This is a genomic window from Penaeicola halotolerans, assembly GCF_016464625.1.
GTDB classification, from domain to species: Bacteria; Bacteroidota; Bacteroidia; order Cytophagales; family Cyclobacteriaceae; genus Penaeicola; species Penaeicola halotolerans.
The window spans coordinates 280099-304421 of the sequence record NZ_JAEAGO010000001.1 but is presented as its reverse complement, the minus strand read 5'-3'; the positions used below and the strand labels follow the sequence as shown (position 1 = coordinate 304421).

Annotated in this window: 21 protein-coding genes; 10 read left to right on the top strand and 11 right to left on the bottom strand. The window is 40.8% G+C overall.

The annotated features are described in order from the left end of the window. Entirely contained in the window at nt 1-3228 is a 3228-nt protein-coding gene (locus I5349_RS01345; RefSeq protein WP_226388924.1) for a UvrD-helicase domain-containing protein, read from the bottom strand. A gap of 97 nt (nt 3229-3325) precedes the next feature. Beyond that, nucleotides 3326-4216: an ATP-grasp domain-containing protein gene (locus tag I5349_RS01340; RefSeq protein WP_226388923.1), complete on the bottom strand. Its 891-nt coding sequence runs from the start codon at nt 4214-4216 to the stop codon at nt 3326-3328. Nucleotides 4217-4451: 235 nt separating this feature from the next. On the opposite strand from I5349_RS01340, the gene I5349_RS01335 reads away from it, so the two are divergent. Continuing rightward, nucleotides 4452-5198 (top strand): polyprenol monophosphomannose synthase, encoded by a 747-nt coding sequence (locus tag I5349_RS01335; protein ID WP_226388922.1) that lies wholly within the window; start codon nt 4452-4454, stop codon nt 5196-5198. Here I5349_RS01335 and I5349_RS01330 read toward each other — a convergent pair. Then, nucleotides 5185-6402, bottom strand: a complete 1218-nt coding sequence (locus I5349_RS01330; protein WP_226388921.1) for an ABC transporter permease — start codon at nt 6400-6402, stop codon at nt 5185-5187. The two genes, I5349_RS01335 and I5349_RS01330, sit on opposite strands and share 14 nt — an antisense overlap. 36 nt (nt 6403-6438) lie before the next feature. On the opposite strand from I5349_RS01330, the gene I5349_RS01325 reads away from it, so the two are divergent. Both I5349_RS01325 and fmt read left to right on the top strand, forming a co-directional pair. Next, nucleotides 6439-7614, top strand: coding sequence for an exo-beta-N-acetylmuramidase NamZ family protein (locus I5349_RS01325; protein WP_226388920.1), 1176 nt, complete (start codon nt 6439-6441; stop codon nt 7612-7614). Nucleotides 7615-7616: 2 nt separating this feature from the next. Further along, nucleotides 7617-8546, top strand: a complete 930-nt coding sequence (gene fmt / locus I5349_RS01320; RefSeq protein ID WP_226388919.1) for a methionyl-tRNA formyltransferase — start codon at nt 7617-7619, stop codon at nt 8544-8546. A 60-nt stretch (nt 8547-8606) separates the two neighbouring features. Here the strand turns inward: fmt and I5349_RS01315 are convergent, their stop codons facing one another. From I5349_RS01315 to proS, 4 genes are all read right to left on the bottom strand, one after another. Further along, nucleotides 8607-9671 carry a fatty acid desaturase family protein gene (locus I5349_RS01315; RefSeq protein ID WP_226388918.1) on the bottom strand — a complete coding sequence of 355 codons (1065 nt, stop codon included), beginning with the start codon at nt 9669-9671 and terminating at the stop codon, nt 8607-8609. 202 nt (nt 9672-9873) lie between these two features. Then, the gene (gene floA / locus I5349_RS01310) at nt 9874-10872 is read right to left on the bottom strand and encodes a flotillin-like protein FloA (RefSeq protein WP_226388917.1); all 999 of its coding nucleotides are present in this window, start codon (nt 10870-10872) and stop codon (nt 9874-9876) included. A 5-nt stretch (nt 10873-10877) separates the two neighbouring features. Beyond that, complete coding sequence (locus I5349_RS01305) at nt 10878-11348, bottom strand: NfeD family protein (RefSeq protein WP_226388916.1); 471 nt, start codon at nt 11346-11348, stop codon at nt 10878-10880. A 40-nt stretch (nt 11349-11388) separates the two neighbouring features. Beyond that, nucleotides 11389-12870 carry a proline--tRNA ligase gene (gene proS / locus I5349_RS01300; protein ID WP_226388915.1) on the bottom strand — a complete coding sequence of 494 codons (1482 nt, stop codon included), beginning with the start codon at nt 12868-12870 and terminating at the stop codon, nt 11389-11391. 215 nt (nt 12871-13085) lie between these two features. Here proS and I5349_RS01295 point away from each other — a divergent pair, with 215 nt between their 5' ends. Beyond that, nucleotides 13086-14486 carry a hypothetical protein gene (locus I5349_RS01295; RefSeq protein WP_226388914.1) on the top strand — a complete coding sequence of 467 codons (1401 nt, stop codon included), beginning with the start codon at nt 13086-13088 and terminating at the stop codon, nt 14484-14486. A gap of 97 nt (nt 14487-14583) precedes the next feature. Next, a complete protein-coding gene (locus tag I5349_RS01290; RefSeq protein WP_226388913.1) occupies nt 14584-16095 on the top strand; it encodes an OmpP1/FadL family transporter in 1512 nt (503 codons plus the stop codon). On the opposite strand, the gene I5349_RS01285 is transcribed toward I5349_RS01290, so the two are convergent. From I5349_RS01285 to I5349_RS01275, 3 genes are read right to left on the bottom strand one after another with little or no spacing between them, the layout of a single operon-like run. Further along, nucleotides 16085-16621: a shikimate kinase gene (locus I5349_RS01285; RefSeq protein WP_226388912.1), complete on the bottom strand. Its 537-nt coding sequence runs from the start codon at nt 16619-16621 to the stop codon at nt 16085-16087. The two genes, I5349_RS01290 and I5349_RS01285, sit on opposite strands and share 11 nt — an antisense overlap. Next, nucleotides 16618-17715, bottom strand: coding sequence for a BT_3928 family protein (locus I5349_RS01280; protein WP_226388911.1), 1098 nt, complete (start codon nt 17713-17715; stop codon nt 16618-16620). The genes I5349_RS01285 and I5349_RS01280 overlap by 4 nt, the downstream gene beginning before the upstream one ends. A 21-nt stretch (nt 17716-17736) precedes the next feature. Further along, nucleotides 17737-18294 carry a DUF1599 domain-containing protein gene (locus tag I5349_RS01275; RefSeq protein ID WP_226388910.1) on the bottom strand — a complete coding sequence of 186 codons (558 nt, stop codon included), beginning with the start codon at nt 18292-18294 and terminating at the stop codon, nt 17737-17739. Nucleotides 18295-18416: 122 nt separating this feature from the next. Between I5349_RS01275 and folP the strand changes: the two genes are divergently transcribed. The 5 genes from folP (at nt 18417) to I5349_RS01250 (ending at nt 23045) form a co-directional block, all read left to right on the top strand. Then, entirely contained in the window at nt 18417-19202 is a 786-nt protein-coding gene (gene folP / locus I5349_RS01270) for a dihydropteroate synthase (RefSeq protein ID WP_262895342.1), read from the top strand. Beyond that, nucleotides 19186-20052, top strand: coding sequence for a diadenylate cyclase CdaA (gene cdaA / locus I5349_RS01265; RefSeq protein ID WP_226388908.1), 867 nt, complete (start codon nt 19186-19188; stop codon nt 20050-20052). Before folP ends, cdaA begins: the two co-directional genes overlap by 17 nt. A 506-nt stretch (nt 20053-20558) precedes the next feature. Continuing rightward, nucleotides 20559-20702 (top strand): hypothetical protein, encoded by a 144-nt coding sequence (locus I5349_RS01260; RefSeq protein WP_226388907.1) that lies wholly within the window; start codon nt 20559-20561, stop codon nt 20700-20702. 441 nt (nt 20703-21143) lie between these two features. Next, entirely contained in the window at nt 21144-22013 is an 870-nt protein-coding gene (locus I5349_RS01255) for a DUF808 domain-containing protein (protein WP_226388906.1), read from the top strand. 117 nt (nt 22014-22130) lie between these two features. After that, nucleotides 22131-23045, top strand: coding sequence for an alpha/beta fold hydrolase (locus tag I5349_RS01250; RefSeq protein ID WP_226388905.1), 915 nt, complete (start codon nt 22131-22133; stop codon nt 23043-23045). An 80-nt stretch (nt 23046-23125) separates the two neighbouring features. Here I5349_RS01250 and kbl read toward each other — a convergent pair whose 3' ends face one another. Further along, nucleotides 23126-24322 (bottom strand): glycine C-acetyltransferase, encoded by a 1197-nt coding sequence (gene kbl / locus I5349_RS01245; RefSeq protein ID WP_226388904.1) that lies wholly within the window; start codon nt 24320-24322, stop codon nt 23126-23128. Nucleotide 24323 lies beyond the last annotated feature (1 nt).

Here is a 24323-nt window from a genome sequence, read left to right as displayed (position 1 = left end):
TCAATTCACTTCTTTAATTGTCCCCGTCTCTAGATAGCACAAGTAACCTTTAACAGGAACTTCTAAAAGCTCCTTAATGAGCTGCATATATTCTTTTACTTGATCATTGTAAGCTGCTTTTTCCCCTCCTGTTTTAAAATCAACGACTGTTGCACCACTAGGCTGGACAATCACCCTATCTGGACGCTTTTGCTTTCCATCTGGGAGCAAAATCCCTTGCTCAGTCATCACTTCAGACCTCGTATCAAACCATGAAGCGAATAGCGGATTCTTGAATAACTGATCTAATTGTTGCTCCACATTTTCCATTTCCTCAGTATTGATTTTTCCATCAAAGAAATAAGACTGTAAAATCCCTTTGATGTCCTCTCGATAACGCGCCTTTTCTAGCAATTCATGGATCAAAAGACCATAATTACGCTTATTCCGCTGCTCAAGCCCCTCAGCAGAAAAATCTACTGCATAGGTTTTGACTTCTAACAAAGATGTCCAATGTCTATATCTCCACTGGAGTGAAACTGGAGGAAGTGGATTGCTCAAACTTCTTTCTTGATTTGGCCATTCACCCAATTGATAAATCCCTGTACTTGCATCAAAGCCTTCGCTCAGATTTAAATTATCAATTGAAACATGTTGACTTGATAGCAGTCTTTTGAAAACATCCTCTAACCTGACTATAGAGTTTGTGTTTTTCTCTCCATCAGGTATCAGTCCCCAAAAGATCTCCTCAGCCCTCGTGAGTGCAACATAGATCATATTCAAAGAATCAAGATAGTTGAGCAAGACTTCATTTACATAGTAATCTGAAAAGTGAGATTCGAGTAATGAAGTAGTCAAACTGATCGGTACTACAGGCATCGGTTCCAAACCACAGGGATAAGGAGCCCATGTGACGCTATTTTTCAAATTGACGATTTCCCATGTCATAAATGGCATCAAGACCGCTTTAAACTGTAAGCCCTTAGACTTATGAATAGTCAAAATACGGAGTGCATCATGTCCTTCAGGGATCTTCACAGTACGCTTGTCACTATTGTCTTCCCACCAGATCAAAAATTCACCAAGATCAGAACGCTGCTTACCCACAAAATCATAAATAGCTTCTTTGAAGCCAGAAAGATAGGCACGCTCTTTAGGCTCATCTTGTAAATCCAAGGTTTCTGTCAATACCTCTACCAATTCTAATAATGGAAGCTGTCTCCAAGCGTCTGTCATCTTATCGAAATGTTCCATTTCTGATAAAAGTCTTACAGGAATAGACTCTATATCAAAAAGCTCATGAGCAGGCTCAGCACCTTTGATCAGCTCACGATAGTACCACATAGTCTTCATTTGTACTTGATCAGCCTGATTCCAGAGGTACTTCATGGCTGCAAGGAGACACTTTACTACAGCAGCCTTGCTCAGGCTCATCGCTTCATCAGAAAGCACATCATATTGATACCCATCAGCTACATGCTCTGCTGCGTACTTCATCAGCGCATCTGCTATGAGTTGGCCTTCTGACTTTTTTCTAACCAAGATAGCAATGTCTCTAAGCGCATAACCATGATCTTGCAAGCTGCGCAACATGGCTGGGATGCGTTCCAGAATCTCTTCATTTTTATCAGCTGCCTCCGCTGACTTTTGGACAAACTCTAGCTTGACCATTCCTTGAAAAGTAGCCGCTTGCTTTCTTGAAGAGACTTTTTGATGGACAGCTTCATAAGCTCGAGATAGCATAGAGGTATCCAGTTCTACTCCTATTTTACTTCTGACACCATCCTCCATCACACTAGGTAGGAGCTCAAACAACGCATTATTAAAATGCACTACATTGGGTAAACTTCTGAAATTTGTATCAAGATTTTTATTCTCAATATAAGCTGAGCCCATTTGCTCTTCTACACCTTCTAGTAAAAGCTTCATCTCTCCACCTCTCCAGCGATAGATAGATTGTTTCACATCTCCTACCAGTAGATTGGTGTTTCCTTCTGCTAGCGAATTTTCCAGTAAAGGCCTAAAACTCTCCCACTGAAATCCTGAGGTATCTTGAAACTCATCAATCAAAAAATGTTTAAACCGTGTACCTACCTTTTCATAGACAAATGGTGCTTCATTTTCTCTGGTGATTTCCTTTAAAAACTCATTGGCATCAGAAATCATGACGATATTTTCATCAGCCTTGAGTGCTTGCAGCTCTTCGAGCAAATGTCTGATCACCCCAAAGACATAGAAATTCTTGTAAACTGCTTGCAAGGTATTCCATGCCATTAATCCTGCGGGTATTTGTCCTAAGATTTGACCGAGACCATCGGTATATGCCGCTAGAATAGCCGTCTCATTTGGATCGGACTTCTTATGCCATTTACTTGTATCATCTATGGCAGTCAGCATGGTAGGAGAAGTCTTACTGTAAGGTTCATTTTTATCCCCAAGCTTGTCAAACTTCAGCGTAAATGAGCGACTTCCTCCTGCAAAATCCGTCCACTGAAGTCCATATCTTTCCCTGATCTCATTGGCCCTTTGCTTCATATTTAGTGACTGATCAATGAGTGATCTCCGCTGCTCATCTAGTAGTGTCTTAAGTGCATCTAAGCGCGTGCTATCTGCTAGAAAATTCTTGATTTCTCTTTGTGATGCCTTGAAATCTTCCTCAAATAGCTGCTTACCTAATGTGGCCATATTTTTTCGAATATCCCAAGTACCACCTTCTTGTATTTGAGACTCTGCAAAGGCAACCAACCACTTTCGCAAGTCGCCATCAACTTGTACCTTCTCTACTACTCGCTCTATCAAGCGATCTAGGACGGCCTCATTGTCCATCTCGATGTCAAACTTGGCCTGCAGGTCTATCTCTCTAGCAAAAGCTCTCACCACGCGCTGAAAGAAACTATCAATCGTACTGACAGAAAAATCCGCATAGTGATGCAAAATCTCTGTCAAAACCAAAGAAGCTCTAGCCTTAAGTTGTTCTGGGGACATGGCCAGATGAGTCAATAAATCCCCATCCAACTTCTCTTGAGGATCTACCCTGTGACATAAGCGCTCCAAGACTTCAATGATGCGTTCCTTCATTTCTTGGGTAGCCTTATTAGTAAAAGTCACCGCCAAAATATTTCTATAGGCATAGACATCTTGCAAAGCTAGCTTGAGGTACTCTAATGTGAGCGTATAAGTTTTTCCTGACCCAGCAGAGGATTTATAAATAATAAAAGGCTTCTGAGAAAAATCGGCTATCGGACTCATAGCCTAAAATTATACATTTTGATGAGCTTCTGAACAAAAGCTGTGAAATATGAGACAAATAGTGTCTCTAAGCTTAAAGATCTACCAATATGAATACTTACTGCTTTGTCAGAGAGGAATGAATTTGCTGAAGGGCTTGCCAGTAGTTTTCCTTGGCGTCAGTGTGTGTGAATAAAAACAAAAAGGGTTCGATTAACTCTAATTCCATGAGTTGAAATGAGCCATCCTTTCTTCTCACCCCATCTACCCTAGCATACAAGGTCTCTTGACCAAACTGTGTCATCAAGGCGTCTCCGTAAGCTCTGATCTCCGCAGGCAACGCAGGGGTATGAATAGTGCCACCTAAAAAATGTTGCACCCTGAAGTCTCCTGGTTTAGCGGTCTTCAACACACTGTGACTAAACTGTCCTCCAAAATAAATCATGGACCACTCACCCTCAGAGGCGATCTCCTCTACAAAGGGCTGAATCAAAAAAGACTCTTCCATGATCAAAGCCTGAATCTCCACCTGCTTGGCTACTGCTAACTCGCGATTCAGCTTGTAAGTATGCTTAGCCCCTCCACTGACACATGGCTTGACGATCAGTTGATCAGTATCAAAGCGACCAAAGAAAGTGGATAAATCTATCTCCTCTCCTTTTTCGACCCATACACTTGGTACGATGTCAAAACCAGCAGCTTCAATCTCTGATAGATAATGCTTATCCGCATTCCATTGGATAATGTCAACCGAATTAACCATAGGGTAACCGGCAGACTTCATAGAAGCTAGCCAAGCGGTGAATTCTGCATAGCGATCAAAATAATCCCAAGGTGATTTGACCACTAAAAGATCGTACTGTCCCCAAAGCACATTAGGATCAGACCAAATCTCAAAAGTCACCGAAGCACCTTTTGTCGTCAAAAACTTATACAGCAACTCATCTTCACTTTCAACATTATCGTTATAGTTGAGTAAATCTGGGCAAGTAATCAAGGCTATTTTCATTGGGATACTATGGTTTCATTAGGCTGCAAAGGAAATAAAGAAGCCGTCTGAATCATAACCTTTGATCAAATTTACCTAGATAAATTTCAGGTGGTTTCAAATAAATCCTAATCAAGGATCAACTTGAATTTTAACACATATGCGTGTTGAATAAATTAGAATGATTCTAAAAAATTCAAATGAAGGCTTTCTCCTTCCATGAATTTCCTTATTTTTGAATCTTAGCCATTTACTAATGAAAGATAAACTCGTCATCATACCTACTTACAATGAACGTGAAAATGTAGCTGATATCATCTCAGCTATATTGAATCTGCCTGGTGAATTTGAGTTATTGATCATAGATGATGCTTCCCCTGATGGTACTGCTGACATTATTAGAGACCTTCAAAAAGACTATCCTAATCGCCTGCACTTAATCAGCCGAGAAGGCAAACTAGGTCTAGGAACAGCCTACATCACAGGTTTCAAATATGCTCTGGAGCATCAGTATACGTACATTTTTGAAATGGATGCAGACTTCTCTCACAATCCGCAAGATCTTGTCAAACTCTATGAAGCTTGTGCCGAAGAGGGAAATGATATGGCCATAGGATCACGCTACATCAATGGTGTGAATGTGGTCAACTGGCCAATGGGCAGAGTTTTGATGTCCTACTTCGCTAGTAAATATGTGAGATTCATCACAGGCATGGAGATACAAGATACTACAGCGGGATTTAAATGTTATCATAGACGTGTCTTAGAATGCATCAACCTTGATAATATCAAGTTTATCGGATATGCTTTTCAAATAGAAATGAAATTCACTGCATGGCTGCATGGCTTCAAGATCAAGGAGGTGCCTATTATCTTTACTGACCGCACAAGGGGTAGTTCTAAGATGTCCTCTGGCATATTTAAAGAAGCTGTATTTGGTGTGATCTCTATGAAAATCAACTCACTTTTTAACCGTTACCAAGCCATTCCTAATCAAACTTGATTGCCTTGATCGGTGAGATACCAGAAATGATCACTGTAGGTAAAAACTGCACCAAAGCTACCGAAGTAAATACCAAGACATTTAGTGCAATAATCATCAACCAATCCCAAGCAATAGGCACATAAGTCATGTAGTAGTTTGCAGGATCTAGAGGAATCAATCTAAATTGATATTGTAACAAACCAAAGCCCTGGCCTATCACGTTTCCGATAAGCAAGCCTTTTAAGACAATCTTTACACCATTGAAGACAAAAATCCTGCTGATCAGTCTATGAGTAGCTCCCATTGATTTGAGTAATCCAATCATCTGCGTGCGCTCCATGATGAGGATAAAAAGTATCGAAACCATATTGAAACATGCTACGAATACGATCAAGACTAGAAAAATCCTAACATTGCGACCGATCAAAGTGAGCCAGTCAAATATCTCCATGTACTTATCTGTACTACGCTCAAGCTTCAAATCAAAGTCCAAGATATCAACGAGTGCAGCAGTACGAGCTTCGATCTCCTCTGCCTGATTGATGAACACTTCATAGCCCCCTACTTGATCCTCAGACCAGCCATTGAGCCTTCTGATAAGATCGAGATGACCTATGACCAACCTATTATCAAATTCCTCTAATGCGGAATTATAGATACCCACAACAGTCAATCTTCTAAATCTAGGAGGATCTTGTACAAAATACATTAGCACACGGTCTCCCACAGCAAGCTGCATACGATTTGCGATCTTCTCACTCAAGACTATTTGGTTGATGGCATTGCTATCACTAAAATCAATCATCCTACCTGACTGGATCAAAGGCTGAAACCGTAGAGTATCAAAATTAGCCTCAACGCCTTTGAGTATGACACCATCCACTTCCTCTTCTCCTTTGAGCAGGCCAGCTTTGTGCGCATAAGTTTGCACATGCGATACAAATGGATAGTCTCCTACCTGCTCATAAAACTCACTTCGCTTACTGATAGGAGGCTCTTCAAAATCCTCTACTAAAGTGTATTTTGATACTTGATAGTGTCCCGCTAAGTTGAAAACTTTATCACTAATTGTTTTTTTGAACCCTCCAAAAATCAAAAAAGACACTAAAATGATCGCCAAACCAATGGCAATACTCGCTACAGCTATTTGATGGATTGTCGAAGAAAAGCCATTTCCTTGTTTGACTTTGATTCTTTGAGCTATGAAATAGGAAAGGTTCAAAGATGTTGTAATTTTGATTGAGCAATTGAAAAATCCATGCTAAAATATACATTCCTCTTGACATTATTGCTGATCACGGGCTTTCAGTGCAAGTCAACTGCTGAAAAAACGGAACAACCTCTCTCAGCTGATATCATTGTAGGCGCTGAGCAACCTGAGCGCTACCTCGATTTGCTCATAGGCAAAAAAGTAGCCTTAGTAGTCAACCAAACCTCCACTGTCAAAAACAAGCATTTAGTTGACTTCCTCTTACTAGAAGGTGTCTTGGTCAACAAAGTATTTGCCCCAGAACATGGTATCAGAGGTCAGGCAGATGCTGGTGCTACTATCAATAATGAGATAGATGAAAAAACTGGCCTGCCGATCATCTCACTTTATGGTGCCAATAAAAAACCTAGCAAAGAAGCTTTAGCAGACGTGGATATTGTCATTTTTGACTTACAAGATGTGGGAGCTCGCTTCTATACCTATATCTCTACACTCCATTATGTCATGGAAGCCTGTGCAGAGTCAGGCAAAAAACTCATCGTACTAGATCGTCCTAATCCTAATGGTGACTACATCGATGGACCAATCTTAGAAAAGGAATTCAGTTCATTTGTTGGAATGCATCCCATCCCTATCGTACATGGGTTGACAGTAGGTGAGCTCGCTCAAATGATCAATGGTGAAAAGTGGCTAGCAAACAAGCTTAGCTGTGATTTGACAGTCATTCCAGTCAAAAACTATACGCATCAAACAGCTTATAGTTTACCTATCAAACCTTCTCCTAACCTACCCAATGATCAGGCTATCCGACTTTATCCATCCTTGTGCTTATTCGAAGGTACGGATGTATCAGTCGGTAGAGGAACAGATTTTCCATTCCAAGTTTATGGCTTCCCTGACAAGGCTTATGGTCAATTTACATTTACACCCAAAGCTAAGACAGGAGCCACACAACCTCCACACAAGGATAAGCTTTGTTATGGAGAGGATTTGAGAAAAGCCCCCATAAAAGGTCAGTTCAGCTTGTCTTATCTACTCAAAGCCTATGAAGCTAGTGGAAGATCTGAGAAGTTCTTTAATGCTTTTTTTGACAAATTGGCTGGCACTGATGAACTCAAAGCTCAAATCATCGCAGGTTTATCGGAAGAAGAGATAAGGTTTAGCTGGTCAGAGCCACTGGCAGCTTACCAATCGATGAGAAAGAAATATTTGATTTACCCTTAAGCATGGATAAAAAATTACGCATTATATATATGGGTACGCCTGAGTTTGCTGTACCCAGTTTGACAGCATTAGTCGAAGCAGGCTATCATGTAGTAGCTGTGATCACTGCACCCGACAAGCCGCAAGGAAGAGGACGTGTTTTGACAGGGTCTCCAGTTAAAGATGAGGCTCTCAGACTACAGATTCCGGTCTTACAACCGACCAATCTCAAAAGTCCAACATTTATAGAGGAATTAAGCAGTTATCAAGCGGATCTTCAGATTGTAGTAGCTTTTCGCATGTTGCCTGAGGTCGTTTGGAACATGCCTCCCATGGGTACTTTCAACCTACATGCTTCCCTACTTCCTAATTATCGTGGCGCTGCCCCAATCAACTGGGCCATCATCAATGGTGAAAAAGAAACAGGTATCACCACATTTTTCTTAAAGCATGAAATAGATACGGGTAATATAATCTTTCAAGAAAAAGAACCAATCCATCCTGAGGATAATGTAGGGACACTCTATGAGAGACTAATGAATAAGGGAGCTAAACTAGTAGTAAAAACAGTTGCTGCGATCACTTCTGGTGATTACCCTCAATTATCCCAAAATGAAGCCGACTTCAAACATCATGCGCCAAAAATCTTTAAAGAAACATGTGAAATAGACTGGCAAAAACCAGCTTTGGAAATCCATAACTTAGTAAGGGGATTATCTCCATATCCTGCTGCGTGGACTACATTTCAGGAGAAAACTTGTAAGATCTACGCTACAAAAGTGACTGATCAAAAAGCAACAAAGACTCCTGGGAGTTTTAGTACAGATGGTAAAACTCATCTACATTTTCATGCTAAAGATCATCAGATAGCCATTTTAGAAATTCAGATGGAGGGCAAAAAACGACTCAAGATAGAGGAGTTTCTCCGGGGAACTAAAATAGAATCTGAATAGAAAAGAAAAAGGGATGTTGTAATTATACAGCATCCCTTTTTTATGTTAAATAGGAAGTGATTAGGCTCTCCCTAAATTTTTCAAATGAGAAATATGGGAAGCAAAAGCCACTCTCATCTTCGGATATTCTATGTAAGGAATATTATATTCTTGACAAACTTGCTTAATGATCTTGCTGATCTCAGGATAGTGTACATGCGACACTTTTGGGAAAAGGTGATGCTCTATTTGAAAATTAAGTCCTCCCAAGAACCAAGAGATGATCTTGTTATTAGTAGCGAAGTTAGCTGTAGTTTTCAACTGATGGATAGCCCACTCATCTTCGATACGATTAGTTTCAGCATCTGGCAATGGGAAATGTGTATCTTCTACAGTATGTGCCAGCTGGAATACCACACTAAGTACAATTCCTGCAAACATTCCATAGATTACAAATCCTATCAACCATGGCCAGAAGCCTATGAAATAAATGGGAATCGCTAGGAATAAAACTAAATGCAAAGCTTTGAAGCCCCAGAAAGAAATATGATCTCTCACTTTCATTTTGGCCATTGGCATATTACCTACCTTTTTGGTAAAGTACTTCTCATAGTCTGTGAAGAAAACCCAGTATAGATACAGTAATGAATAAGCTGCTATCGCATATATATGCTGATACTTATGGATGCCATATCGTTTTTGTGAATCACAAAGCCTCAAGAAAGGTCTAGCATCGATGTCATCATCTACTTCATTGATATTAGTAAAAGAGTGATGCACTACATTGTGTTTGGTGCTCCACATAAAGACATTGGCTCCTAAGAAATTGATAGAAGAACCTGCCAATTTGTTGACCCAAGTGTATTTACTGAAACTACCATGCGCGCCATCATGCATGACATTGAAGCCGATGAAAGCCGTGAGCGCTCCTAATAACAGACACTCTGCTAAAGCCAGAAGTGTAGGAGGTGTAAAGAAAACTAGATGAACATAAACAGCAATAAAGCTGATAACCATTAAAATGGCTTTGATAAATAACTTGTAATTACCGGTACTTGACTTACCTACTTCTTGAAAGTAAGCAGAAATTCTGTTTTTAAGCTCTAAGTGGAAGGTTCCCTTAGTGTTAAATCTTGGTGCTAGCATGTGTAATGGATAATGGTAATTGAAATGTAATGTGTGTGGGTGGGTATTTGAGGTTGATTGGAATTTTTATAAATATAATCACTAAACGCTTTACTCAAACATTTAATTCAAAAAAATATAATTATATCGGTATGAATGGATAAAACCGCTATGGAATAACGATTAAAAACAAGAGGCTCGAATAAATCGAGCCTCAATTACTTTATTTCTTAGTGGATTTGCCACCAGATTTGGAGCTATCTCCTGAGTTTGAGATAGTTTCTCTCATGTCAGTATCTGCCTGGATGTTTTGCATGCGATAGTAATCCATCACACCTAACTGACCATTTCTGAAAGCTTCTGCGATAGCTTGAGGCACTTGTGCTTCTGCTTCTATTACCTTTGCTCTTGCTTCTTGTGCTTTTGCGCGCATTTCTTGCTCTTCAGCTACGGCCATGGCTCTTCTTTCCTCGGCCTTAGCTTCTGCGACCTTAAGATCTGCTGTTGCCTGGTCTATTTGAAGTTTAGCACCGATGTTTGTTCCTACATCTACGTCTGCGATATCGATAGACAGGATTTCAAAAGCTGTACCGGCATCTAGCCCTCTCTGAAGTACGAGTTTAGAAATCTTATCAGGATTTTCTAGTACGTTCTTATGTGAATTAGCAGAACCGATAGAGGTAACGATACCCTCACCTACTCTGGCTAAGATCGTATCCTCACCAGCACCACCGACTAGCTGTTGGATGTTAGCACGAACGGTCACTCTAGCAATAGCGATCAATTGGATACCATCTGCGGCTACTGCTGCTACTTTAGGAGTAGTGATTACTTTTGGATTGACAGATATCTGAACAGCCTCGAATACGTCTCTACCCGCTAAGTCAATAGCTGTAGCCTGCTTAAAAGATAGGTTGATATTAGCCTTATCAGCAGAGATTAAAGCTCTGATTACATTTGGCACATTACCTCCTGCTAGAAAGTGTGTCTCTAGATCATTTGTTGTCAAAGAAAGACCAGCCTTAGTCGATGTAATCAATGAATTAACAATAATACTTGGTGGTACTTTTCTGATTCTCATCCCAACTAGCTCCAACAAACCAACTCTCACACTGGCAAATTGAGCCGTGATCCATAGATTGACAGGTACGAAATAGAGAAATATAAAAAGAACTATAATGGACGCGAAAAGCGCCACAATGACTAAAATGTTACCATCCATATTAATTAAATTAAGGGTTCAATTGTGATTCTATTATCTTTCAAACTAATGATTTTGACCTTAGTACCAGCTGGCACATAGGTACCAGTAGACTTTACTTCATATACTTTTCCAAAAATATCTGCTTTGCCTACTGGCTTAATATCTGAAAGTGCCTCCCCTTCTTGACCTACTTCCAGACCATCATGAACACCTTCATTGACTCTGGAATTTATAGAGCTCTTGAGACTATATTTATCCCAAGCCCCAGATCTAAATCCATAAATCAAGGCAAACAAGCTCACTCCTAAAGTGAGTGTCAAAAAGATATAACCAATGGTTGGACCAAAATAACTAAAAGCAAAGAACACACTGATCGCAGAAAAACAAACGCCTAAGATTCCTACTATAGTGGTTCCTGGCACAAATATGATCTCCGCTAAAATCAGTACAAGTCCTAGTCCTGCTAGTACGATGAGCCCAATCCATTCTATCATTTGCTTATATTTTTCTCAATATACAAATTCTAGCCTTGTATCAATATGCCTTTGCAAAAATCACACGACCTTTTGATGGCTTACCTGTCAAGATACAGCTGCCATCCTCTTGCTTTTGATCCAAAGGAATACAACGAATAGTGGCTTTAGTCTCTTCTTTGATACGCGTCTCCGTCTCAGAAGTACCGTCCCAGTGCGCAGAGATGAAGCCCCCTTTTCCCTCAAGCACTTCCTTGAACTCTTCATAAGAATTGACCTCAGTGATGTGGGCAGCTCTGTAGTCAAATGCCTTTTGATAGATGTTGGCTTGAATATCATCCAAAAGTGTACTGATTTTTTCTAGGATATCCCCATTTTTTAAATCAAACACCTCTTTAGTCTTTGTGTCTCTTCTAGCTAGCTCTACTGTACCATTTTCTAAGTCTTTAGGACCAATGGCTATACGAACTGGCACACCTTTCAGTTCGTACTCGGCAAATTTCCAACCTGGCTTATGTGTGTCCCTATTGTCAAACTTCACAGAAATACCAGCTGGTAAAAGTTTGTCTTTGATTTTCTTGACCTCAGCAGTGATTTGCTCCAGCTCCTCCTCACTTTTAAAGATCGGTACGATCACCACTTGAATAGGTGCCAACTTTGGAGGCAATACTAATCCATCATCATCGGAGTGCGCCATGATCAGTGCCCCCATGAGTCTAGTACTTACTCCCCAAGAAGTCCCCCAGACATAATCTAACTTTCCTTCCTTATTGGCAAACTTCACCTCAAATGCCTTGGCAAAATTCTGACCTAAGAAGTGTGAGGTTCCTGCTTGAAGTGCCTTACCATCCTGCATCAATGCCTCTATACAATACGTTTCATCTGCACCAGCAAAGCGCTCGTTGGCAGTTTTGACTCCTTTGATCACTGGCATTGCCATAAACTCCTCTGCAAATCGTGCATAGACGCCAAGCATTTGCTCAGTCTCTTCCATGGCTTCTTGTCTAGTCGCATGCGCAGTATGTCCTTCTTGCCACAGAAACTCAGCTGTTCTTAAAAATAGACGCGTTCTCATCTCCCATCTGACTACATTGGCCCATTGATTGATCAAAAGAGGCAAGTCACGGTATGATTGCACCCAGTTTTTATACGTACTCCAAATCACTGTCTCAGAAGTAGGACGCACGATCAGCTCTTCCTCCAACTTAGCGTCTGGATCTACTACGATGCCACTGCCATCCTCCGCATTTTTGAGACGATAGTGCGTCACTACAGCGCACTCTTTGGCAAAGCCTTCCACATGGCTAGCCTCTTTACTTAAGTATGACTTTGGTATGAATAAAGGAAAGTAGGCATTGGTATGACCAGTATCTTTAAACATCTTATCCAACTGCGCCTGCATTTTTTCCCATATAGAATATCCATAGGGTTTGATCACCATGCATCCACGTACGGCAGAGTTCTCTGCCAGATCCGCTTTTTTCACTAACTCATTGTACCACAGTGAGTAATCCTCACTTCTTTTTGGCAACGCCTTGCTCATAATGGATTAATATAGGATAAAATATTACTATTAAAATTTCATTATTTAGATGAGGAACAAATATAAGTTTTTAATATTTTTAAACCCATAATAAATATTACCGTATATTAGAGGAGAAATCAATAAGAAAGGAGAAAACTATGTTCAAGTCCATTTCGCCCAAGATTGTGCTATTAGGAGTAGGTGTCACAATGTACTCATGTAGCCCTGACTTCATGGCTTCAAGCAGTGAACAGTACGATGATGTTTACTTTGCTTCCACCAAAGGAGGCCCTGTAGCTAACATACAAGGAGCTGTGCCTAATAATAATCCTCAAAACTTTGTATCCTATCAAAGACAAGAGAATTATAACACGCTTCAGGAGGAGAACTTCTCCGCTAGAAATGTGAACCCCGAATATATTGCTCGCTACCAGCAGCAAAATCAAGGGTCTAACGATACTAGTAGAGATGCTTACAGCAGCCAAAGTAATGACGCTTATTACTATGATGAAACTCAAGGTCAACAACAGCAATATAATACTACTGCTGATGGCCAGCAGGACATCAATGTGTACAACAACTTCTATGGATATAATAATCCTACTGGACCAGTATTTAACAACTTCAATACATTCAATACTTTCGGTAGATTTAACAGATTCAATAGATTTGGTTGGGGTGGCTTCTATGATCCATGGGGATTTAGACCTGGGTTTAATACTGGTTGGAATGTAGGCTGGAACTCTTGGACTGGATTTAATGTAGGTTTTGGATTTGGAACTGGCTTTGGTTCACCTTGGGGATGGGGTAATGGTTTCTATGATCCTTTCTGGGGCGGTCCTATCGGTGGTGGATTTTACGATCCTTTCTGGGGACCAACTTACGCATGGGGCAATCCTTACGGTGGCTTCTGGGGTAATCCTTGGGGAAGTCCTTTCTGGGGAAGACCAAATGTAATTATCGTAAACCCAGGTGTGGAAAGACCAACTAGAGACATCGTAAGAGGTTCTAGAATGGGTAGATCAACAGTACCAAATGTCTCAACTGCTAATAATGCTAATGTGACTCCTGGTAGACCAAATAGAGTAGCTTATACTAATACGAATACAGATAGTCGTGATTTCTCAAAGTCTCAAAATGAGTACTACAATAGAAGTAGAGCGACAGGTTCGGTAAGTAACTATAATGGTCAAACGAGATCTGCAGCAGCTATGAGAAGTGGTGCGGTCAGCAGTCCTGCAACAACTAACAGCAGAACTTATAGCCCGACTAACAGTCCAGCAGTAAGAAACGCTGCACCTGCTAGAACAACTGGCAGTAGAGTAAGTCCAGCAGCAACAGGCAGAAGAGGAGCTACATATATTCCTAATAGTAGAACAACATCACCTACTAGAAGCGCTTATAGCAGACCAACTGCACCTACTAGAAACACTTATAGTGCGCCTAGAACAAATACGAACAGTAGATCAACCTATACGCCACCAAGCAGATCTAACTCTAACAGTAGATCTACTTATACTCCACCGAGTAGAAGTAACTACTCACCTCCTGCAAGAACTGGAGGATCGACAGGTGGAGGATCTAGAGGAGGAAGTGTCTCTTCAGGTGGTGGCTCAAGAAGAGGAGGGAATTAATTCCCTCTTTTTTTTACCAAAATTTTTCCGAAATTTTTAAATAATGGAATGACCTTTGGACAGGGTCAGTGGAATAACTATCTCTAAATTCAAGCATATGAAAAGGTTAAAAAACATACTAGGCATCGTAGCAGCACTGTTTATAGCTCAGCCTATATATGCTCAAGTGGTACCAGGAGCAGCTGGATACTACAATGACGCCCTACTTTTTAGCAATACACAATATGGTGCCTCTGCCAGAGTCTTGGGTATCGGTGGTGCGCAGATGTCTCTAGGTGGTGATATTAGCAATATTTCTGGAAACCCAGCTGGATTAGGCTTTATCAGAAGATCAGAAATTAGCTTTAGCCCTAGCTTTAGTGGTTTCGGTTCTGACAGCAACTATCTTGGCTTTAATGACAGCGACAATGCTTCTAATTTTAATATTGGTAACTTAGGACTAGTTATCAGCAATGTCAAAGACCCGCTACAACTAGGTAAGTGGAGAGGTGGTAGTTTCGGTATTGGCTATAGCCGCATGCGTAACTTTAGAAATAATCAGCGATATGTAGGAGAAAATGGTGTATCCTCGATTATCGACTCATTTGTAGAACAAGGCTCAGGGATCTCTCCTAGTGAGATTGGTGGATTTGGCTTGGCTGGTGCTGCCTATAATTCATACTTGATCGATCCAGATCCTAACTTTCCAAATGAGTATATCCCATTTACACTAGCACCTCCTTTTCAAAGTGAGCTTATAGAGACAAGGGGCCGTATAGATGATATCAATTTTTCTTATGGTGGTAATTATGACAACAAAGTGTTTTTCGGTGCTTCCATTGGAATTTCTTCTTTGAACTACTCGATCAATAACCAGTTTTCCGAGAGCTTTGATGATCCTGCGATCAGTGGTTTTAATATAGACGAGACATTGGCTATCAATGGTACTGGAGTCAATGCTACTGTCGGTGTAATTGTAAAACCTATTCACTGGCTCAACTTGGGAGCTACGATCAAAACACCTACCACTTATCGTCTATCAGAAGAAAGCTTTGGCAGAATAGATGCCTTTTATAATAATTTCGAATATCAATTCATCAATGAGGATGGCGACTTAGAGTCCATCTTCCTCAACGATGAATTTGGAGAGACTCCTGTTTTTGTCTCTGACTATCGCATCACTACTCCTATGCGAATCAATACAAGTGCGACACTTTTCGCAGGGAAGTTTGGTTTCGTCAGTGCAGATGTGGAATTCGTAGATTATACAAGGATGCGAATCAACTCAAGAGATTTCTCTCCTAGAGAGGATAATCAAACGATCAGAAACATCTATCAAAATACGATCAATTACCGTTTAGGTGGTGAATTCAGATATGACATGTTCCGATTGAGAGCAGGATATAATATACAAGGAGATCCATATGCTGACAGCGATTATGACCGCAGTGTACAGGCAATTAGCTTTGGTGCAGGGCTGAAGTTCCAAAACTATTATGTAGATTTTGCCTTTGTCAATACCAAGTTCAATACGTTGTATTCACCATACTCAACTTCGTTTGATACGCCTGTGGCAGAGTTTGAGAACCGTATTAATTCAGGAATTTTGACAGTAGGCTTTAATTTCTAGCCAACTGATCAAAAAGCAGTGCAGTCAGCTGTTCGACTGTAATGTCTGCGGAATCAATTTTGAACTGAGCCTGTTCGTAGAAATAAATCCTTTCTGCGAGCAGGCTTTTTAATTTGAGGATAAGCTCTCCATGATTTGAGCCAGCGAAAAGTGGTCGCTTAGCCACCTCATCTGTAGAGAGTCTCTGCGCAATGGTCTGTAAAGGAGTATCTAAAAAGACTGATATCGCATGAGCATTGATCAGATCCATGTGGTCAAAAAAACAAGGAGTCCCTCCTCCTAATGCCAATACAAAAGATTGGTGTTCCTGATTCAGTACATCAAGCAAAACTTCATGCTCTATTTTTCTAAAATAGGCCTCCCCTCTTTCGCTAAAAATAGTCGAAATCTTTGTTTGCTCTCGACTTTCTATCTGAGCATCCAAATCAATAAAACCGAAGCCTAAAGCACTGGCCAGTTGATTTCCAAGGTGACTTTTACCACTACCTGGTAATCCAAGTAAAACGATTTTCTGAATCTTGTTCACTGATTGAGTTTTGTGCTAATCTCCTCCAGACTTGGGGTGTCATTGTGATGCCACTTACCTAAGATCGTCCCCTCAGAGACCAGCATCAAACCTGGATTTGATCGAATGATGGTTTTGAGTACTGTGGCATCTGCATAGTAGAAAGGTGCAGCTAACTGATGCTCAAATCGAAGCGCCTCAATATCAGCTTCACTAGAAGCCGTCAAGATCACAGGTACAATACCCGCTTGCTCCACTTGATCTATCAACTCGCTGATGACTTTATAATTGTCCGCTTCACTTTTTTGCACATTATAAATGATGATAAAAAGCTTCGTTCCTGTAAAGGCTAACTCTGTCTGATCTCCTTCATCATTCCAAATACTAAAATCAGTGATCTTAGGCATCACCTCTGGGTTGGTGACGATCATCTCTAGTAACTCTACTTCCTCCTCAGGATAAGTAGTAAGCGTCTCTTCTCGTCCGTCAGGAAACTTTACTTTGTAGGCGTAATTGATCTGTCCAGAAGGCTGCATATCAGCAGGGATATTTCTTCCCACCTTATAGGCTCTGAAATCCTTGAATGGCAAGTGATTGACTGCTATGATCGCCAAAACGTAAGTCAATATGGCAATGCTACCTATGACATATCGCTTGTAAGCCTTGTGTGGTACAGAGAAACTCTTGCGGGAAATCCAGATAAAACCAATAAATACCAATAGAATGATGTCTTTGATAAAAGACTGCCACGGGGTCAATGGAATCGCATCCCCAAAACAACCGCAATCTGTCACCTTATTGAAATACGCTGAGTAAAAAGTCAAGAAAGTGAAGAATAGGATCATCCCCAAAAGGATGTGCGCCACTAAGCGCAGCCTGTATTTGAAAAGGAGTGCTAAGCCCAACCAAACTTCAATCACTGAAACGAAAATAGCGATCGGCAATGCCCAAGGTTTGAATACATCAAAAAAGCCTGCGATGTCATTGGCAAAGACATCAAAATACTCTTCCAACTTGATCCCAAAGCCAACAGGGTCATTGATCTTAATCAAGCCAGAAAATATGAAGAGTGCACCCACAAAAATGAGTGAAAACTGAAGTAAGATCTTTTTCATAGTGATTGGATTAACGCATAATTAACTTGCCTTGGATGTGTGATAGCCCAATTTGATCAGGCAAAACACTGCATAATTGATCATATCTTGATAGTTGGCTTCTATCCCTTCTGACACTAACGTCTTGCCAGCATTGTCTTCTATTTGCTTAACACGGAAAAGCTTCATGAGGATGATATCTGTGATCGAGCTCACACGCATCTCTCTCCAAGCCTCTCCATAGTCATGGTTTTTATTTTCTAACAACTGACGCGTAGCATTTACCCAGCTATCATAAAGGGGCTCTAATGTATCATAAGGAATCTCTGTCCGCTTATCTTCCTTAAGCGCTATTTGCATGAGCGCTATGAGACAGTAGTTGATGATGCCTACAAACTCATCTGTAATAGCATCCCCTACCTTTTGCGCACCCTTCTCCTGAATAGACCGGATACGCTGTGCCTTGATCAGTATCTGATCGGTGATCGATGGAAGTCTCAAAATCCTCCAAGCCGTCCCATAGTCCTTTGTCTTCTTTGCAAAAAGGGCTTTACATAAGGCGATAACTTGGTTATATTCGCTGACAGTTTCTGATTTCACGATTGCTCTCTTAATTTGACCTAGCTTTGAAGCCTGAATATAATACGAAAGATAATTTTTTTAAGCCAAATTACACACTCAATATCCGTGGGAAGCTCCTCACAATGGATAAACCACTGGTAATGGGCATTATAAATGTCACTCCAGATTCTTTCTTCGCTGGTAGTCGGATCAATAGTGAAGCCCAGATCCTAGCCAAGGCTGGGCAAATGCTCACAGAGGGAGCAGATATCCTAGATATTGGAGGATACTCTTCCAGACCGGATGCTTCAGAAGTACCAACTGATGAGGAAATATCCCGTGTAGTGCGAGCAGTCCTACTCATCAAAGACGCTTACCCTGATGCCATCCTGTCTATAGACACCTTCAGAGCAGCAGTCGCCCAAGCGGCTATAGAAGCAGGTGCAGACCTCATTAATGATATCTCCGCAGGCTTGCTTGATGAGCAAATGCTCACTATTGTAGGACAGCTTAAGGTGCCATATATCGCCATGCACATGCGCGGCACTCCACAGACGATGAAGGGGATGACTGATTATAATGATATCCTGAATGAGATAGCTAGTTACTTCGCTGAGCGGGTAGCTACATGTAAAGCAGCAGGCATCCATGATCTCATCCTCGATGTAGGTTTAGGATTTGCTAAAACTATCGATCAAAATTTCTTTTTGTTGAAAAATTTAAGTTATTTTAAACAAATCGGCTTTCCACTGCTCATTGGCCTGTCACGGAAATCCATGATCTATCGTACTTTAGAGATATCGCCAGAAGAGGCACTTAATGGCAGCACTGCGCTACACATGGTGGCGCTTGAGAATGGGGCATCAATTTTGAGAGTTCATGATGTCAAAGAAGCAGTAGAAGTCGTTAAACTTTATAAAAAAATTACCCTTGATTTTAGGCTTTAAAATAGGATTTTTAGACGTAGGTCTGATAGACATCTTTGACATTGTCTTAGTGAGTTTCTTGATGTATCAAGTGTACAAACTCATGAAGGGCAGTGTGGCCATCAAGATATTTTTAGGTTTCCTATCGCTTTACCTCATCTCTCTCGTGGTCAATGCCGCGCAAATGCAGCTGCTTGGGGGCATCTTGGGACAGTTTATGGGAGTCGGTGTGATCGCTGTGATCATCCTCTTTCAGCAAGAAATCCGTAAGTTCCTCCTACTCTTAGGAAAGACTTCCATCTTTAGCAAAGAAAATATCTTTCAAGAACTGATCTTTTGGCGCAAGCGAGAGGGCTTATATGCCTTCAACATCACTCCTGTGATCGAGGCGGCCAAAAACTTAGGAGCCACCAATACGGGTGCGTTGATTGTCTTTTCTAGAAATTCAGAATTGAAGTTTTACGCTGAGTCAGGGGATCTGATCGATGCTTTAGTCTCCAAACGCATCCTGCTTTCTATCTTCAACAAGTATAGCCCCCTGCATGATGGTGGGGTGATCATCTATAATGGTCGCATTAAAGCAGCGCGCTGTATCCTTCCTGTCTCTGAGAAGGACAATCTCCCGGCACAGTTTGGACTGAGACACCGAGCAGCTATCGGTATGTCAGAAGCTACAGACACACTGGTGCTGATCATCTCTGAGGAGACTGGCCAACTGAGCCTAGCGCGCAATGGCCGCATCATGCACAACCTCAGTACCTCTGAACTACGAGACAAAATCAATGAATACCTCAATGACCGCGAGGTAGAGGACGACCGCTACAAGTCTTCCGATATGCTAAGAAAGAGTGTGTTGCAGAAGGAAGGGTGATTTTTTTATTTTAAAACAGCACTGTTTAGCACTTAAAGATTCTCAGTTGATACCATCAAATAAGTTATGCTTTCTACAAAGAGGAAGTATTAATCCCCCTCAAATATCAATACCTATAAATAACGAGTAGAGGATAACTAAAGGAAGACTAGAGGAAGACTAGGGGATAACTAGAGGATGACTAGAGGATAAGCCCTCTAAAACTAGCCTTGACAACCAAGGTAAAACAAATTCTAACTTTCTCTGTGGCTAATTAAATCTCGACCAAACGTGAATATAATACTTCATGATTTTCTATTCAGTAGGTATATCTTCTTTTAAGTAGCCAAACTTACCGGAAAGGTTTAAAACAACCCTCAAAATCTCATTATCAGATCTCAAGAATGTTTCAGTTTTTGATATTGATAACCCTATGCTCTAGAAGAAATAAATAGCAAATCCTTTCATAAATAACTTTTTAATTTTAAAATTTAGACAGTTATAAACATCTTAATTTTAAATTACCTATGGAATTATTTATACTGATTGCTATACTGATCCTTGGAGGAGCGATAATCATCATTCTAAAAAATGGAATCAACGAAATCATAAAAGGCTTGGAGTCCGTAAATGAAAAGCTCAGAAAAATAGAAGAAAAACTAGATAAATAAGATGTTATGAGTAGACTGAGCTAAACCCCGCGCTATTTTATCTCACCACTTCTTATTGCTAAAATACATCTCCCCTTACATAAAAGAATACTTCATAAAGTAGAAAGGCTATAGATACACACAATCACTCCTTGTTTCGCTGCGTCCTAATCCTAGGACTGCTAGAGGCATAGTAAAGCTGAAATGCTAAGTAATCTTTTTCTCCCAATGAGTATTTGAGGACCATGTATTTTGATGATTATTGTTTAAAAATACGGTGTTGTCTTATGATTCAATGATAGCTCAAAACTGTTAAACATGCCAACACTTGACAGCAAATTTGATAAAGGTTGATCAATAATAGACAGATCAAGTTATAAGCTTATATTTGGGGTGAATCTTAAAGTATTCTTTTAACTCACAAGTGTTTTTACTCATTCAACTTTATAATTTACTCTCCTTATGGCTTCAGGCTTTTTTGCAATTTTAGATGACATCGCTGCTTTGATGGATGACGTAGTGATCAATGCCAAGCTGGCTACCAAAAAGACAGCAGGTATACTTGGCGATGACTTGGCTGTCAATGCCGAGAAATCCACTGGCTTCGTCTCTTCTAGAGAAATCCCCGTGCTGTGGGCTATCACCAAAGGTTCCTTTATCAACAAGCTCATCATCGTACCTATCATTTTAGTATTAAATGTCTTTTTGCCAACTGCCATCATCGTATTGCTACTAGTAGGAGGTTTTTACTTAGCCTATGAAGGTATGGAAAAGATCATCGAGTATATTTTTCACCGAAAACAAGCTGTAAAGGAAACTACCTCAGCACTAGCTAAGGAAGGAGCTGAGCTAGAAAGTGCTAAAATAAAATCAGCTATCACGACAGATTTTATCCTCTCTGTAGAGATCGTCATCATCGCCCTCAGCACAGTACTAGACAAAAGTCTGAGTATGCAAATCCTCACCCTGTCTGCTGTATCGATCATCGCCACTATAGGCGTTTATGGCATAGTGGCCTTGATCGTACGCATGGATGATTTTGGCTTTCAGCTGATCAGGCAGTCGGGTAATAAAGGCTTTTTGAAGACACTGGGGATGGCATTGGTCAAGTCCCTTCCTGTAGTCATCAAGTCCCTAGCTGTGATTGGTACCATTGCCTTGATCCTCGTATCAGGCGGCATTTTTGTACACAATATCGAGTACTTGCATCATATCCTGCCCGAGTGGCCTGACATTATCAAAGAATTTCTCTTTGGGCTCCTAGGTGGGCTGATAGCTGTAGTTTTGATGACTGTGGGGAAAAAAGTGTTTTCGCTAGTTAAAGGAAAATAGCGGGGATTTTGACTATACTTAGTAAAAGTCTTTAGAAAAGGGATAATGGTAAATTAATTATATTGATATCCTTTACGAAAATAGTTAAGACTACATTCCTTTCAAAATTAGAAAATCATGGCCATTAAAAAACTGCCATTTTCTCATAACCACTATCAAATCCTCCTACCAAGTAATGGTACGGTAAAAGCCACACTGCTCATCCTACATGGGATGAAGGAACATAGTGGAAGATATGTCGAATTTGCTTCTTACCTATCAAATCAGGGATATGCGGTTCTGATCTATGATCATATAGGCCACGGTCACTCAGTGAATGAGCCGAAGGAGTTAGGTTTTTTCAAGAAGAAACAGGCAGCAGAGCAATTGGTATCTGACGCTTTTCACCTAGCTGAAATTTTAAAAACTCAATACCCGAATGTGGCAAATTTCATCCTAGGCCATTCCATGGGATCTTTCATCACTAGAAATCTACTGCGTGAGGAAAGCAACTCTTTTCATGGCGCCATCATCGTAGGGACTGGAGGCAAAGTATTTGGTATGTCAATCATTAAATCTCTCTTCCAGTTACTCAATGTCATCGCTCCCACCCATAGAAGCAAGTTTATCAATACCTTCTTTGATCAAATAAATAATACTCGCTTTAAAAATGAGCAACCTCTAGATGGCACAAACTGGCTCAGCCTTGACAAACAAAATCGCATAAACTTCATCCAAGACTCACTTTCTGGAATAGACTTCTCCTTCAACGGCTTCGCTACACTATTTAATCTAGTGAGTAAGGCTACTCAGAAAAATTGGGCTAGCAAAATTAATAAGCGCTTTCCCTTCCTATTCATCAGTGGGGAGCAAGATCCAATTGGAAACTTTGGCAAAGGGGTAATCCAAACCGTAAATGATCATCAGCAGGATGGATTTAGTGATATCACTTTGAAACTATATGAAAACATGAGGCACGAGATCCTCAATGAAAGCATTAGACAAAGCGTCTACGAAGATGTCGCTGATTGGTTAGCGCAGCAGGTGAAATGACTGACAAAGGATGAGGTGTATAGCAAAAAGCCAGCTTAAGACATCCTTAAGCTGGCTTGTATTTTATAATTCAATCATTTTTACTTGATCACGCCTAGCTCCTTACCCACTGAGATAAAGGCAGCAATAGCTGTATCTAGGTGACTGCGGTCATGAGCGGCTGAAATCTGTACTCGGATTCTTGCTTGACCTTTTGGTACTACTGGATAGTAGAAGCCGATCACATAGATTCCTTTCTCCAATAGTTTCGCTGCCATCTGCTGTGATAATACCGCATCATACAGCATGATCGGTACGATCGGATGCTCACCTGGCTTCATATCAAAGCCAGCTTCAGTCATCTTTGCACGGAAATACTTGGTATTATCTTCTAATTTATCTCTCAAAGCCGTAGTTTCAGATAGCATGTCAAATACCGCGATGCTTGCTCCAGTGATAGAAGGTGCTAGGGTATTGGAAAATAAATAAGGTCTAGAGCGCTGACGGAGTAGCTCTATGATCTCTTTTTTACCTGATGTAAAGCCTCCTGAAGCTCCACCTAATGCTTTACCTAGCGTTCCTGTGATGATGTCTACCTTGTCCATCACTCCTTTGAGTTCATGTACTCCACGGCCTGTCTTTCCCATGAATCCAGTAGAGTGACATTCATCCGTCATCACAAGGGCATTGTATTTATCTGCTAGCGCACAAATCTTATCCAACTGAGCGATGGTACCATCCATAGAAAATACGCCATCTGTTACGATGATCTTTTGCTTCGCCCCTTGTGCATCGGCATCTTGCAACTGCTTTTCTAGATCAGCCATGTCATTGTGCTGATACCTAAATCTCATCGACTTAGTCAGTCTCACACCGTCTATGATAGAAGCATGATTGAGCGCATCAGAGATGATTGCATCTTCTGCACCGAAAAGCGGTTCAAATACGCCTCCATTAGCATCAAATGCCGCTGCATAAAGGATGGTATCTTCTGTTCCGAGGAATTCAGATATCTTACGCTCAAGAGTCTTGTGTATATCTTGCGTACCACAAATAAATCGTACTGAAGACATACCAAAACCATGTGTATCGATCGCATCCTTGGCAGCTTGGATCACCTTAGGATGTGAAGAAAGTCCGAGATAGTTGTTCGCACAAAAATTGAGCACTTGCTGTCCCCCTTCGATAGTGATCTCCGCTCCTTGTGCTGAAGTGATGATACGCTCTTGCTTAAAAAGTCCCGCAGCTTTGATCTCTGCGATTTCATTTTCTAATACTGGTTTTAACTTTTGATACATG

Coding starts and splice junctions, on each gene's coding strand:
- I5349_RS01345 (WP_226388924.1), bottom strand. CDS start 3,228: ATGAGTCCGATAGCCGATTTTTCTCAGAAGCCTTTTATTATTTATAAA.
- I5349_RS01340 (WP_226388923.1), bottom strand. CDS start 4,216: ATGAAAATAGCCTTGATTACTTGCCCAGATTTACTCAACTATAACGAT.
- I5349_RS01335 (WP_226388922.1), top strand. CDS start 4,452: ATGAAAGATAAACTCGTCATCATACCTACTTACAATGAACGTGAAAAT.
- I5349_RS01325 (WP_226388920.1), top strand. CDS start 6,439: ATGCTAAAATATACATTCCTCTTGACATTATTGCTGATCACGGGCTTT.
- fmt (WP_226388919.1), top strand. CDS start 7,617: ATGGATAAAAAATTACGCATTATATATATGGGTACGCCTGAGTTTGCT.
- I5349_RS01315 (WP_226388918.1), bottom strand. CDS start 9,671: ATGCTAGCACCAAGATTTAACACTAAGGGAACCTTCCACTTAGAGCTT.
- floA (WP_226388917.1), bottom strand. CDS start 10,872: ATGGATGGTAACATTTTAGTCATTGTGGCGCTTTTCGCGTCCATTATA.
- I5349_RS01305 (WP_226388916.1), bottom strand. CDS start 11,348: ATGATAGAATGGATTGGGCTCATCGTACTAGCAGGACTAGGACTTGTA.
- proS (WP_226388915.1), bottom strand. CDS start 12,870: ATGAGCAAGGCGTTGCCAAAAAGAAGTGAGGATTACTCACTGTGGTAC.
- I5349_RS01295 (WP_226388914.1), top strand. CDS start 13,086: ATGGCTTCAAGCAGTGAACAGTACGATGATGTTTACTTTGCTTCCACC.
- I5349_RS01290 (WP_226388913.1), top strand. CDS start 14,584: ATGAAAAGGTTAAAAAACATACTAGGCATCGTAGCAGCACTGTTTATA.
- I5349_RS01280 (WP_226388911.1), bottom strand. CDS start 17,715: ATGAAAAAGATCTTACTTCAGTTTTCACTCATTTTTGTGGGTGCACTC.
- folP (WP_262895342.1), top strand. CDS start 18,417: ATGGGCATTATAAATGTCACTCCAGATTCTTTCTTCGCTGGTAGTCGG.
- I5349_RS01260 (WP_226388907.1), top strand. CDS start 20,559: ATGGAATTATTTATACTGATTGCTATACTGATCCTTGGAGGAGCGATA.
- I5349_RS01255 (WP_226388906.1), top strand. CDS start 21,144: ATGGCTTCAGGCTTTTTTGCAATTTTAGATGACATCGCTGCTTTGATG.
- I5349_RS01250 (WP_226388905.1), top strand. CDS start 22,131: ATGGCCATTAAAAAACTGCCATTTTCTCATAACCACTATCAAATCCTC.
- kbl (WP_226388904.1), bottom strand. CDS start 24,322: ATGTATCAAAAGTTAAAACCAGTATTAGAAAATGAAATCGCAGAGATC.